At 62.2% G+C, this 14,366-nt stretch carries 7 protein-coding genes; 1 reads left to right on the top strand and 6 read right to left on the bottom strand.

Going from position 1 to position 14,366, the window contains the following annotated elements; translation table 11 throughout:
• From HWE17_RS27420 to HWE17_RS27430, 3 genes are all read right to left on the bottom strand, one after another.
• A partial coding sequence (locus tag HWE17_RS27420; RefSeq protein WP_176390965.1) for an aminotransferase class V-fold PLP-dependent enzyme occupies nt 1-4,734 on the bottom strand: 4,734 nt, incomplete at its 3' end.
• Nucleotides 4,735-4,852: 118 nt separating this feature from the next.
• A complete protein-coding gene (locus tag HWE17_RS27425; RefSeq protein WP_176390966.1) occupies nt 4,853-6,601 on the bottom strand; it encodes a carbamoyltransferase C-terminal domain-containing protein in 1,749 nt (582 codons plus the stop codon).
• A 72-nt stretch (nt 6,602-6,673) separates the two neighbouring features.
• Nucleotides 6,674-7,753 carry a cupin-like domain-containing protein gene (locus HWE17_RS27430; protein ID WP_176390967.1) on the bottom strand — a complete coding sequence of 360 codons (1,080 nt, stop codon included), beginning with the start codon at nt 7,751-7,753 and terminating at the stop codon, nt 6,674-6,676.
• 244 nt (nt 7,754-7,997) lie between these two features.
• On the opposite strand from HWE17_RS27430, the gene HWE17_RS27435 reads away from it, so the two are divergent.
• On the top strand, nt 7,998-8,348 hold the full coding sequence (locus HWE17_RS27435) for a hypothetical protein (RefSeq protein WP_176390968.1): 351 nt from the start codon (nt 7,998-8,000) through the stop codon (nt 8,346-8,348).
• A 357-nt stretch (nt 8,349-8,705) separates the two neighbouring features.
• Here the strand turns inward: HWE17_RS27435 and HWE17_RS27440 are convergent, their stop codons facing one another.
• The 3 genes from HWE17_RS27440 to HWE17_RS27450 all read right to left on the bottom strand — a co-directional run.
• The gene (locus HWE17_RS27440; RefSeq protein WP_176390969.1) at nt 8,706-10,397 is read right to left on the bottom strand and encodes a cyclic peptide export ABC transporter; all 1,692 of its coding nucleotides are present in this window, start codon (nt 10,395-10,397) and stop codon (nt 8,706-8,708) included.
• On the bottom strand, nt 10,394-12,877 hold the full coding sequence (locus tag HWE17_RS27445) for a penicillin acylase family protein (RefSeq protein ID WP_176390970.1): 2,484 nt from the start codon (nt 12,875-12,877) through the stop codon (nt 10,394-10,396). The genes HWE17_RS27440 and HWE17_RS27445 overlap by 4 nt, the downstream gene beginning before the upstream one ends.
• A 13-nt stretch (nt 12,878-12,890) precedes the next feature.
• The coding region (locus HWE17_RS27450) for a non-ribosomal peptide synthetase (protein ID WP_176390971.1) at nt 12,891-14,366 on the bottom strand (1,476 nt) is incomplete at its 5' end.

Raw genomic sequence — 14,366 nt, forward strand, 5'->3', positions numbered from 1 at the left:
GGCTATCGCTATTTCGGTCGCGGTCTGCGGCGCCACGTATTCCTGCTGCGAGGCGCCCGCATCTGGGGCGGGCAAGGCCTTCCAGTCCACTTTGCCATTGGGCGTCAGCGGCAAGGCATCGAGCACCATCCATGCCGTTGGCACCATGTAATCGGGAAGCTGCGCCTGCAATTGCGCCTGCAACTGCGCGACCGACAATTGCGCATCCGGCCCGGCCACCACGTACGCCACCAGCCGCTTGTCGCCGGGGACATCCTCGCGCATGGCGACCGCCGCCTCGCGCACGTCCGCGCAGACCAGCAGCTGGCTTTCGATTTCCCCCAGCTCGATGCGAAAACCGCGCAGTTTCACCTGAAAATCGCGGCGTCCTTTATATTCGATCCTGCCATCGGCGCTCCAGCGGGCCAGGTCTCCCGTCTTGAACAGGCGGTCGGCCGGGTCGTCGGAGAATGGATTGCCAATGAACCGTGCCCCGGTCAAAGCAGTATCACCCAGATAGTCACGCGCCAGACAATCACCACCTATATACATCTCGCCGATAACCCCCTGCGGCACCAGCTTGCGCCAGGCATCCAGCAAGTAAACCTTGCAATTCGCAATCGGGCTGCCGATCGGAACTAGCCAGCTATCGGTATCGGACTGTGCGGCCTCAATATCGGTTTCCGGCGCGGGCTGTTGGACGCCCTTCGGCTCGATCAGCTCCTGGGCGATACGCAATTGATCGTCTAGCACCTCCTTGATGCTGGCTAGCGTCGTCAATGGGTTCGACAGAACCACGCGGAACACCGACAGCGGTGTGTCGGCAACCGCAGGCAGCAGTATCCTGGTGCGCGAGACAAAGGTCTTTCCCTGGTCGAACTGCAGCTTCTGGATACGCTCGACGGCATCGCTGATCGCCTCGTGCTCGTCGGCAGTATAACCCTGCCCTTTCTTGCCGCGCAGGTGAGAGGGCAGATAACGGTAATTGACGATGTTGAGTTCAGGCTGGCCGCCCGCCAGCTCGAAGCAGGGAGACTGCTCGATCGCGCGAACCAGCCTCAGGGTCTTTTCCATGCTCTGGTCAATCAGCCAGGCGTAGCCCTGCTTTGAAATCAGACGCAGGCTAGCATGCAGGAACAAGGCATTCGCCGGCCGTGAACCTTCCAGAGAATATTGACCGAGGTCGTAGCTTCCCTGCTGGGCCTGATATTCGGCGTGGGTGGCAATCGCGGCGACGCTACTCGTTTCACGGAACAGGCACAGGCTGATGCCCTGCGGGAGGAACAGCTGCTTATGCGGGCACAGGGTGAGCGAATCGGCGTGCTCGATGCCGGCAAGCTTGTAGCGGTGCTTCGCCGAGAACTGGAATGCGCCGCCCCAGGCAGCATCGACATGAAAGTGGATGCCATGCCGCTGCGCCATTGCCGCGATCTGCTCAAGCGGATCGATAGTACCGGTTTCGGTCGCGCCGGCCACGCCGACGATGGCGAGGATAAGGTAGTTCTTCTGGCGACACACCTCGATGCATCGCTCTAGGTCCGTCATCGACATGCGCTGGCGGTCGTCCTGCGCGACCTCGATGAAGCTCTCCTGGCCGATGCCAAATACGCCGATGGCCTTCTTGATGGAGTAATGCAGCAAGCGCGTTCCCAGAATCACGCCGCGCTCGAAGCCCAAGGCGGCCAATGACTTCTGGTATCCCTCCCGCACCAGATCGCTCTTCTGGATGCCAAGGCCCAGCAAAGCCCGGTTGCGCGCATACCAGAGGGCGGTGATGTTGGCAACGCTGCCGCCACCGACCACCACGCCAAATACATGCGCGGGGTCCTGGCAATAGCCGGCGTAGTAGTTGTCCTCCAGACCGAAGAACAGCTGGTGCATCGAAGCGAGCACTTGACGTTCCAGGAAGGTCATTCCCTTCGACGTCTCGATCTTCACCATGTTCTGATTGAGCTGCGTGATCAGCCGGCCGATCTCGGTGACAAAGCTGGGCAGTTTGGACGTCATGTGTCCGATGAAGCGGTCGGACGACACATCGATCAGGTTGGGGATAACTTGTTCATTGACGCTGCGCGCATACTCGTCCAGCGGCATGGGCCGATCTGGAATGGCGGCGTGCCCGAACGAGGCGGCCAGTTCGCCGATGTTCAGCGCCGGACGGACGGCCGCGCCGGACTGGCCCATACCCCATGCCGGCGTTAGACTGCAGGGCGGCTGCTCCTGCTCCGCAAAGTACTCCATGATCTCGGGTTGGTCGGACAGGGGCGCAAATTCAAAGCAGGTTGCATCGGCTCCGACCTCGGTGGAACCGTACAGATTGAGCAGGCGGGTGCCCGGCAGGCAGCGCCGGAATGCTCTGGCGGTACGCAGTGTCAGCGCTTCGCCGCTCGACACCACATAACGCAGGCCCTGCAACTGCGGCGCAATCGCGTCGTCGAGCAGCACTCGCAGCAGCGAGGGCACGACCGTCAGCCGCGTCACTCGGCCGGCGCAGATCGCCTCGGACAGGCGGGCCGGATCCCTGGCCTGTTCGGCGGGGATCACCAGCAGCGGCAATCCGCACAACAGGGGCTGGAACACTTCGGCCACGTGGTCGACAAAGGCAATCGTGGTCTTTTGGCAGAACACCTCGTCGGCGGCCGGACGCGCATGACGCTCCATCCAGCGCAGCCGGTTGACCATTGCCCGGTGTCCGCCGCGCACGCCCTTGGGCCGGCCGGTCGAGCCGGAGGTATAAATCACGTAGGCGGTGCTGCCGGCGTCACCCTGCTGCACCGGATTGTCCGGCGATTCGCCGGCCAGCTCCTGCCACTGGCTGTCCAGGCAGAATACGCCACCCGCAACTTGCGGCAGGTGCGCACGCAGATGTTGCTGGGTCAGGATCACGGCGGGCTTCGCGTTTGAGACCATATAGGCCAGGCGTTCCTGCGGATAGGCGGGATCGAGCGGCACGTAGGCGCCGCCCGCCTTGAGTACGCCGAGCATGCCGACCACCATGTCGGCGCAGCGTTCGACGCACAGCCCGACCACGGTATCCTGGACCACGCCCCGTCTGCGCAGGTAGTGGGCCAGACGGTTGGCCCGCTCGTTGAGCTCGCGGTAGCTCAGTACCTGATCTTCAAATTGAACGGCCGGATTCCCGGGTGTTCGCGCCACCTGCGCCTCGAACAGCGCGTGCAGCGTGTGGTCGTGCTCATAGTCTTGCGCGGTCTGGTTCCACTCGACCAGCAATTGGCGCCGCTCGCTCTCTGCCAGCATGTCCAGCTCGTGCACCGGCGCATGCGGATTGGCGATGATCGCTTCCAGCAGGAGCACGAAATGGCCGGCCATCCGCTCAATGGTGGTGCGCTCGAACAAGTCGGTGTTGTATTCGATGTCGCCGCGTAGTCCATCGGGCGACTCCGCCAGCGTCAGGGTCAGATCGAACTTGGCCCCATTCTGCACGCGCTCGACCAGCTGTAGTTCCAGCCCTGGCAATTCCAGCTTGTCCATCGGCGCGTTCTGCAACACGAACATCACTTGGAACAACGGGCTGTGGCTAACATGACGCTCGGGCTTCAAGGCTTCCACCAGCTGTTCGAACGGCACGTCCTGGTGCGCGTAGGCGTCCAGCGTGCTGGCCCTGACTTGTTCGAGCAGCGCATTGAAACTGTTGGCCGCATCGACCTGGGTGCGCAGCACCAGCGTATTGGCGAAGAAGCCGATCAGGGGCTCGACCTCCGCCCGCTGTCGGTTGGCGATCGGGGTGCCGATGCAGATGTCGTCCTGGCCGGCGTAGCGGCTGAGCAGGATATTGAACGCCGCCGTCAGGGTCATGAACAGCGTGCCCTGGGTCTGCTGGCCAAGCCGATGCAGCGCGGCGCCGGTCTGCGCCCCGATGGCCACCCGCACGCTGGCGCCTTGGTAGGTCTGCATCGGGGGACGCGGACGGTCGGTGGGCAGCGAGAGCAGCGTCGGCGCGCCGCGCAGTTGCACCTTCCAGTACGCCAGTTGATGCTGCAGCACCTCGCCCTCCAGCCACTGGCGCTGCCAGTGCGCGTAGTCGGCATACTGGACCGCCAGTTCCGGCAGCAACGGCGCCGCCGCGCCAACGAAGGTGCTGTACAGGGCCGCAACTTCCCTGACCAGCACCCCCATCGACCAGCCGTCCGCGACGATATGGTGTACGGTCAGCAGGAACATATGCTCGCTTTCGCCCAGGGCGATCAGCCTGGTGCGCAGCAGCGGCCCGGTGTGCAGGTCGAACGGCGCCTGCGCCTCGTCCTGCGCCAGCCATTCGGCCTTGGCACGGCGCTCGCCGGACGACAGCGCGCTCAGATCGGTGACCGGCATCGCCAGCCGCAGCTCGGAGGCGATGACCTGCACCGGCATGCCGTCGGCGGTATCGAAGGTGGTGCGCAACGCCTCGTGACGGCGCACCACCTCGTTCAGCGTGCGCTCAAGCGCGGCGCGGTCCAGACGCCCCAGCAAGCGCAGGCATACCGGAATATGGTAGATCGCGCTGCCCTGCACGATCCGGTCGATAAACCAGAGGCGCTGCTGGGCAAACGAGGTCTGGCAGCGGTTCGCGGCCCGCCGCAGCATCGCCGGAGCAGGGCTGAGCAGAGCCAGAATCTCGTTTTTGTGCGCCTTCAGAGCCGCCAGGATGTCCGGAGTCACGATATCGCCCGGTGCCTTGAACTTGATCTTCCGGTCGACAACCTGCAATTCGACGGAACTGCGCCTGAAAAAGGCCAACAACTCCCGAGCATTCATACGGTTCTCTCTCTAGCAAAAGTCTTCTTGTATGGGCAAAGCGGCGGAAATGGCAAGCCCGACGGCGCACACGTTTCCGTGTCCGGCCGTCGAGCAGGCATGGCACTGCTTCAGGGCATCAGGCGAAGCATTCGCTGGAGTCGGCAGGTTCGGTCTGCCGGTTGTCCTGCTTGCGCAACAGGAAGTCACCGATGACCAGAAAATCGATTTCCGTCCTGAGGAAGGTCTTGATCGCGTCCTCGGGCGTGCATACGATAGGTTCGCGGTCATTGAAGGAGGTGTTGAGCAGAAGCGGCACGCCCGTCTTTTGCTTGAAGCTGGCGATCAGCGCGTGGTATCGGGGATTGACCCGCTGGTCCACGGCCTGGATGCGGCTGGTCCCGTCGACGTGAACGACCGCCGGGATCAGCGCGCGCTTGCTTTCCTGGACCGGATAGGCCATCAGCATGTACTGGGCGCTGATGGCGTCCTTGCTGGTGACGAACCACTCCTTGACGTCTTCGGCCAGCACGCTCGGGCAGAACGGACGATGATCCTCGCGGTGCTTGACCAGACGGTTCATGCGCTTGACCATATCCGGATTGCGCGGGTCGGCCAGCAGGCTGCGGTTGCCCAACGCACGCGGGCCGAATTCCATGCGACCCTGGAACCAGCCGACTACCTGGCCGTGGCTGATCAGGGTCGCCACCTCGTCCACTAACTGCTCGGGCGTGCTGTAGACCACGCCGAATTCGTCTAGCGATTCGCGTATCTCGGCTTGATTAAACTCGGGACCAAGATAGGTGTCGCGCGTATGGAAGGCGCTGCCGCCCTTGCCGCGGAACAGCTCGTGATACACATGCAGCGCTGCACCCAGCGAGGTGCCGGCGTCATTGGCCGCCGGCTGGACAAAGATTTTCTCGAAGGGGCCTTGTTCGAATATCGCCGTGTTGGTGACGCAGTTCAGCGCGACGCCGCCGGCCAGGCACAACTGCTTGGAGCCGGTCAGCTCATGGGCGTGATGGGCCAGGTTCAACAGGATTTCGGTGGTGATCTTTTGCACTCCTGCGGCCACATCCATGTAGTCGCGCGAGACCGGTTGGTAACTGCCGATCATGGGCAGGCCGAACAACTGTTCGAGCGCCGAGAAGTCGTCGGAGCGGAACTGGCACAGGTCGGCATCGAGCTTGAAGCCGCCCTTGGTGACGTCGATGAAGCTGCGGTACTGGCCATAGAAGCGCTCAGCGTCACCGAACGACGCCAGGCTCATCACCTTGCAGGCGTCATACTCGGACATGCCGAGATACTGGGAGATTTTCTCCCAAAGGAAGCCCAGCGAATGCGGGTAGCCGATCTGCTCAAGCACGCTGATCCGATCGTCCCTGCCCAGCGCCAGTGTGGTCGACTCAATCTCACCGATGCCGTCCACGGAAATGATCGCGCTGTCTTGGAAGGAGGAAGGGAAAAATGCGGAAGCCGCGTGCGCCATGCTGTGGTCGACGAACACGAATTCCCCACGGAAGCCCATCTCACGGAAGCGGGACGGAATGCCCATCAGCTTGTCGTGAAACAGCGTCTCGCCGGCCCGGCTGCCCCAACTGCCGTCGATGACCTTGTCGTCGGCGATGAGGTTGTGTTCCAGCCGCTTCGGCGGATTGAAGGAGAAGGCGATATAGTCGACCTGGGACAGCGCCACGCCGCCCATCTTCAGGCAATACTTGAGCGCACCGACAGGCAGCTCGTCGGAATTGCTGACCAGCGCAGGCTTGGCGTGCTTGATCCGGTTGATACGTTCCTCTTCGATCGCCGCGACGATGCCGCGCTCCGTGACCAGGGCCACCGACGATTCATGGTATGCACAATTGACGCCTAAGATGTAAACCGACATAAACTCTTCTACCTTTCACTGAAACTCACTGTACGAAGGCCGGACCGGCGATAACCGGACTGCCGCTGCACGCTAGCGAACCTGGGTCAGGCGGCGTTCCATCTTGCGGAACCAGCCGGTCAACCAGATCGGGGGAATCTTTGACTCGGCAAGCACGTCGAAGGCCAATCCGCCGAAATAATCTCGCGCGGAAACAGGTGTCAGACGAACGAAGTCCGCGCGCCACCAGAAGTTGACATTGGCGTTGAAATCGCCGAGGTGCTTGAAAGTGTGATACCAGTAAGCAGGGATGAACAACAGATCGCCTGCCTTGAGCGTTCCCTCGTAACCCTCCAGTTCGGAGAAGCGCGGGAATTGGTGGTGATCGACGTCTTCGACGTTGACCTGTGAAAAGGTGTAGGGATGGCCGTTCGAGTGCAGGTAGGGGTAGACCTGGCCCATCAGTGCGGGAGAGTAAAGTTGTACATGCTTGCTGCCGGCGACCTGGGCATTGAGGTTGTGCAGGCAGTTCCCATCGTAATGCAGGTGGGAGCGGACGCCTTTCGCGCTGACCCACAGGGCCGCGCTGTCGAGCCTGGATTGCGGCACATAAGCGGGCACCTCGTAGTCGGCGCGTAGCTCGGCAAACATATCGTTCCAGACGCCCTCGCGCAGGATGCCGAGTTCTTCGGCGCCGGCAAGATAACGGTATGCTTCCGGTGACGTGGTCAGCAGCTTCAGGAATTGGCCAAACGCCATCTGCTCGCCGTCGTCAGGGTGGCCGCGCCCGATGATGCGCCGACCAAGATGGTCCAACAACCGCAACAACAAAGGACGACTCCATTCGGCGCGCATACGCTCGAAATCGGGATGGAAATGGGTGGACGAGGTTCTGACGCCGATGCGCAAGTCACCTATTTTTTTTGTCAGATAATCAGGTGTCCAGCTGGCACAGGCATTCCACCCCTGCACCGCGTCTTCGACGATGAGGGGCCGGTCGCACAAGATGGCGGTTTCAAAATCATGGTTCGAAAGATTCCGGACCCGTTCAATCGGGAGCAAATTTACTGCCATCAGTAAGGCACCTGAAAAAATTTCAAATAGCGCAAGACTGATAAGAATGCGCCCCCCTTTGAGCCCCCCAGTACCGTAGGACTTGGGGGGTGCAGTCATGTCGCGGTTAGCCTTCGACATTTCAGCAACAATGAATCAGGTCAACTGTTAGATTTGTCAAGATTGTATTATATTGTACTATTTAAAGCAATGCAAAAATAGCCAAACAATATTGCGACAAACGGGTTGCGCTCGCAGCCCGATTCCGCTTGCGGACGCCTGACAAGGCTGCATGACGCTCCCGGCCAAGCATGCGGACATACTGGAAGTTTTTTTACTTTTTTGGAGGCATGGATGGCAAGGAATGGCTTCGGACACGCTTAATACAGCTTCATCGGCAATGCGTAGCCCATCAAAGAAGACCATGGTTTCTGTAGAGGGAAAGCAGACCAGCCCCCCCACACTCAATGAGCATCACATTACGCAGGCAGCCGAGGTGGGAGGATTTGCGGGCCTGCTTTCGGTCCAGAGCGGCTACAGGAAGCGCGATGACAGCGCGTTGTCGATGAGCATACTGACCGGTTCCTTCGAATACAAGTCCATCGATCAGGTCACCCCTCTCCAGCCCGAGCAGGTGTTCTTTCTGGATTACACCAACCTGGACGATATCAAAGGGCGCCATTTGCTTGAGGTCGGGCTCGGCTCCGGGCACTGAGCATTTTTTTCCTGGTCAATGGCGCCAGCTACTGCTCCGGCCTTGAAATCAATCCAAGGGGAAAATACTGACTGGAAAGACCTACGAATCGTGAGCCCCCCGTTTGGCACGACGAATGAGCTCTACCTTGACGTCGCATAAGCGCAGCGCGGACAGGGCGTCGTTCCGCAGATGAGGAACGACGATTTCGGACTGATTGGAGCGCCTCTCAGGCCTTAATGCCGTTCAGTTAAGAAGCCTTCGTGCGATTGAGCGGCGGCCTACCTCTCAGAGGTCGGGATCAGACCCACATGGGGTCTGACCCCAGCTCGCCGCAGTGCAGAGTAAACAATTTCCGCATGGATTCACTTAACGGCATTACTCCCAGGCCTGCCTGGAAAGCAGGCCAGCTGGCCGGTTGGAAGACTGCAACTGCCCCTCGCACATGACGACGAGCTTGTCAGCCACGTCGAAGTAACGGTCATCGTGCGAAATCACCACCACGGCCTTCCCCTTCGCTTTCAGCGATGGCAGAATTTCCCGATAGAAGATATCCTTGAAGCTCGGGTCCTGGTCGGCGGCCCACTCATCGAACAGATACAGCTCGCGGTCTTCCACAAATGCCGCCACTAAGGCCATCCGCCGCCGCTGCCCGTCGGATAGGGACAGTGTCGAGAAGCGGCCGTCATGGTAGTTGACCTTTTTGTCGAGGCCGAGCTGCTTCAGGTAGTACTCGACCTTCTCCTCTTTATTCTGGTCGCGTCCGGCAGCCAGGATGCGGTCGAACAGGTAGTAGTCGGAGTAGATCGCGCAGATGCTCTGGCGGTAGGAGTTCATGTTCTCGTTGGTGATGCGCTGCCCGCCAAAATAGATCGCGCCGCCGCTGGCGTGATAATGCAGCGTCAGCAATTTGCTCAGCGTCGATTTGCCGGAACCGTTGCCTCCGACGATGAAGGTGATCTCACCCTTGCAAAACTCCAGGTTGATCGGCCCGACCGCGAATCCGGCCCCCTCCTCCCCCTCGTGCTCGTAGACCACGTTCTCAAACCGAACGCTGTCCCAGGCGCGCGCCTGGGACGCTTCCTGCGCCACCGCTTCCTGCGGCAGCTCAGCCAGCAGCGCATTGATGCGGCCGATGGCGACCTTGGCGTAGGTGAACCCAGGGATCTTCGACGTCACCGAGCCGATCGGCATGGAGATATACAGCATCACCATCATAATGCTCGACAGGCTCTGCGCGCTGAGCGCATGGTAGCTGACAAAAATGAAGGCAATCGAGCCGAGGAACAGGAAGTTCAGCATCAGGCCATAGTTGGCGGCCGCGCTGTGGATGTTGTTGCCCGGCCGCTGGGCGGCGAGCAGCTCGCTCTCGGTCGCCAGCAGGGCCTGCTTAAAATACGCGTCGCGCTTGTCGTCGCTCAGCTTGAGCTCCTTGAAGCCATGCATGAGCCCATGAACCGAGCGTTGCAGGGAATCGTTGACTTTCGCGACGCGAAAGAAGTAGCGGTCGGCGAAGACGAAGATCAGCTGGTAGCTCAGCACGCCAAAAATAATGCACTTCAACACGAACCAGAACACCGCCGTGTGCACATAGGCGAGAAAGCTCAGCATACCGATCAGGGTCACCATATCGATCAGCATGGTCTGCGCCGTTTGCGCGCCGGTGACCACGGCCGGCATGTCGCTGGCAATCGCCGTGACGAGCCGAGGCAATCCGATCTTTTCGATCGCCGCCAGTGGCGCATGCGCGATGCGGTAGTACATCTGGATACGCAGCTCGGACGTGGCCGCCATCGATACCCTGGTCATGGTGATGTCGACCCAAGTCCGGGAAGCCCAGATGAACAGCAGCGCCGCAGTAAATATCAGCGCCATCGAGGGGTTGGTGATCTCCATGCCGAACCAGAGCGCGCGGCCCGAGCCTGCGCCTTCGAGCGCGTCCCCTCCGTCCAGCGAGGCCATGACCAGCGGGATCAGCAGCGAGTACACGATCCCGGACAAAATGCCCACGATAATAGAGAAAAAGACCTTGTTGGGCGCGTTCTTGGCGAGTAAAGAAAACAGATTCATCGGGAAGATCCTTGGTGAGACACGGCGTCGGCAGCGGCAGCGGCAATGCTACGCGCGCGGCCGGCCGTCTCGTCGGGTGCCAGCCGGGTGTATTCGAGCCGGGCGAATGGCTCGACCATGTCGGCATAGTGGCGGCTCGCCACATTGCCGGATTGGCCGGTCGAGTTCATGAATTCATGCACGATACCGCCCTCTCCCAGGCTGAACACCTGGCGAAAGCTGACACCCGTCCGTTGTTCAAAGCCTTGCCGGTCGATGAAAATGCTGTCCGCCGCATTGACGGTATTCGGGCTGCCGCCCTGGGCCGTTCCGCGTTCGAACAGGCCATTGAACGGCCGCCATGTGTCTTGCGAGGGGTGGGCGTAGACGCCCCGCTGCAGCGCGCCCCACCGCCAGTCGGCCATGCTGCGGCTGCCGGTGATCTTGCCAATTTCATCGAGCGCCGCCTGCAGGGCCGGCTGCAGCAGGCCATCGCAGCCGGCCGCCGTGGCAGGCCGCCATACCGTTCGGCATTCGGCCAGCGCCTGCCGAAGTGCCCGCGTGCCCATCTGCTGGTCCAGGCTGCGCAGATAGCCGGCCTGTTCGGGCCGGTTCCAATACTCCTGCAATTTATCGCCCACCAGCCGCTTGCGCAAATGGCGCACCCAGACGTTGAAAATAGCGGCCGGCTGGCTGTCGGCCGCCATCGCGCCATTCCATCCTCGCAGCAGGTCGAGCGCCTTGGCCTGTGCCGCCCCGTCCGGGCGCATCGTCACTAGCTCGGCCGCCAGGGCGGCGGCATCGAGGTCGACGTCGTCGCCTTGGATGCGCTTCATATCGGCTGGGCCGAGCCGCTTTCCGGCTTGCAGGCGCTCCTTGAGTAGTTGCGCGATGCGCTCGGCGCGCGCGGGCGAAGCCCAGTCCCGGCCGATGAAGTCAGAATTGCCGGTGCCGGCTTCCTGCTGGTTTGCAGCGACGACAAATCCGGTCGCCGGGTTGTACACCGCAGGCAGGCGCGCGGCCGGAACATAACCGGCCCAGGCGAAACGCTGATCCCAGCCGGGCGCCGGCAGCGCGCCGCCGCCTTGCTTCCTGACCGGCACCTTGCCGGCGGCGATAGCGCCGATATTGCCGTCGATGTCGGCATAGACCATTTTCAGCGCGGGCGTCGCATGCACGCTCAGCGCTGCGCGGAAGTCCTGCCAGTCGGCGGCGAACTGCAAACGGTACCAAGCCTCATAGCTGGTATCGCCCGAATCGAAGCCGACCCAGCGCAAGGAAACCGGCCGATCGAATCCGGCGAACTGATCCGAGATGAGCGGACCGTTCTTGGTCGCGCGAAGGACCACGCTGACCGTGCGCTGCTGCGCGCCGACCAGGGCACTGCCGCTCTCGGCCCGAACCTGGATGCTCTCCTTGCGCGTCACGAACGGCAGCCACTGCCCCTGCGCCTCGTAGCGGCTAGCATCGTCCGGGTCGGTGTTCTCAAAGTAGACGTCCTGGCTGTCGGCCCGAAGGCTGGCGCCGCCCCAACTGATTCTGTCGTTGCGGCCGAAGATCACCAAGGGCACGCCGACCAGGCTCATCCCAGACACGGCGAGCCGCTCCCCTTTCGCATGCACGGCGTACCACGGCGAGGGGATTTGCAGCTCAAGCTGGAGATCGTTGGCCAGCAGCGCCGCGCCTGTCTCGCCGTGGCGACCGGCCACGGCCCAAGCATTGCCGCCGGCCGCCGTCGGCCCGCCCCACGGCGGTGGTGCCAGACCGGCTTCGCGCAGCGGCAACAGCGCGGCGGCACCGGCGTTTTCCCGGGCCTGGTCCATCCTGACGGTGGGCGTTCCCTCCAGCGCATCATCGGGGAACAGCGTGCGCAACTGCGCCTTAGTCAGGGTGTGGCGCGCTGCTTCGCGCGTCAGGTCGAGCTGGAAGCTTCCACTGAGATTGAGCGCGAACAGCTTCAGCCTGGCAAGGGAATCGTAGACCGTCCAGCGCTGCGGCGCGATACCGGCCTGCCTGAACTCAACCGGTAGTTCGGACTGGGCGGCCATGCCGGCGTTGACGCCGTCGACATACTTCTGCAGCGAACGCTTGGCTTGGTCGCTCAGCGCCGGCCAGGCGCTCTGCGCAGCGGCATGCAGGTTCAGCGAGCGGTACCAGATATCCTGCTTCAGGGTCTCCCGGCCGAACAGCTCGCTCAACTCGCCGCGGACAGTGCGGCGCTGAAGTTCCAGTTGCCAGAGTCGATCCTGCGCATGGGCGTAGCCAATGGCAAAAAAAGCATCCTCGTCCGTCCGTGCCCGGATATGCGGCACGCCGTTGACGTCGCGCGCCATGAAGACCGGGGACAGCGCCCCATCCGGAAACAGCTGCATCCGCTCCGGCGGCAGCGTGCTGCCCAGCAGCCGGGTATAAACATAGTGGCCCCCGGCCAGCACCAGCAGCACGAGGAGGACAAATCGCGTCAGCAAAGGAAAACGCTTGGACAGCTTCAACAGATTCAACAATGTTTCCCCGCTAAATTTCGAACTCGGCCAGTTCTTGGTCTGGCGTCGGTGACAGGTGGGCGCCGGGCTGGCGCAGCGCGAGGACTTCGTCAATCACGGCTGCAATCCTTGCAATCGTGCTCATCTCGAACAGATCGCGGATATCGAGCCGGACCTGGAACTGGCCATCGATTCGGGACACCAGCCGCACCAGCATCAGCGAATGGCCGCCCAGCGCAAAGAAACTGGCGTCGGTGCCGATGCGGCTGCCGTCCAGCTCAAGCAATTCCGCCCACAAGGCCACCAGCCGCACTTCGGTTGCCGTCGCCGGAGCGGCATACGCACCCTGCAGATCTCGCGCATCCGGCTCCGGCAAAGCCTTGCGGTCGATTTTGCCGTTGGGAGTCAACGGCCACGCATCGATCACCATCACATGCGGCGGCACCATGAACTCCGGCAGCGCCTGCGTCAACCAGCTCTTCAGGCTGGCCGCCGCTGCCTGGGCGGCGAGGCGGGCCGCCGCTGTCATGCTCACATAGGCAAGCAGGCGCTGCCCGCCTGCCGCGTCGGGCCTGGCAAGCACCACGGCGGCGCCGACCTGCTCATGCTCAACGAGCCGGTTTTCGATCTCGCCCAGTTCGATGCGGAAGCCGCGAATCTTAACCTGCTGGTCCAGCCGGCCCAGATAGTCGACCGCCCCGTCCGCCTTGTAGCGGGCCAGGTCGCCTGTCTTGTACATGGTCGCGCCAGGCGAACCGAAGGGATCGCCGATGAAACGGCTCCGTGTCAATTCGTCCTGGTTGAGGTAGCCATCGGCCACGCCGTCGCCGGCAATATGGAGCTCGCCGGCAACACCGAGCGGCACCGGTTGGAGCCCGGCATCGAGTATATAGAGCCGGGTGTTGGCAATCGGCCGGCCTATCGTGACGGCCGTGTCCGCACGCGTAAGCTTATGCACGGTCGACCAGATGGTGGTTTCCGTTGGACCGTACATATTCCACACCACGGGCGCGCGTTCCAGCAGTTGCTGTGCCAGATCCCAAGGCATAGCCTCGCCGCCGCAGAGTATCCTGAGGCCTGGCGCGAAGGGGAAACAGCCGGAATCGACCAGCATGCGCCAGGTGGACGGCGTGGCCTGCATCAGCGACACCCTGTGGCGCGCCGATGCTTCCGCCAGTTTTTCCGGGTGCGCTGCACTATCGCGCGACACGATGACGGTGGTCGCACCTACCGTCAGCGGCAAATAGATCTCCAGCGCCGCGATATCGAAAGAGAGCGAGGTCACGCTAAGCAGCACGTCGGCCGCCTGCATGCCAGGCGCCGTTTGCATGGCGCAGATGAAATTGGTCAGGTTGCGCCGGCAAATGCGGACACCCTTGGGACGACCGGTCGAACCGGAAGTATAGATCACATAGGCCAGATGGGCAGGCTGCACCGCTGCGCTCGGATTGTCGCGGCCATAGCCGGACAGCGCCTGCCAGCCGCTGTCCAGGCTGACCACCTTGGC

Origin of the sequence: Janthinobacterium sp. BJB401 (assembly GCF_013372745.1) — a bacterium.
Lineage (GTDB): Bacteria > Pseudomonadota > Gammaproteobacteria > Burkholderiales > Burkholderiaceae_D > Janthinobacterium > Janthinobacterium rivuli.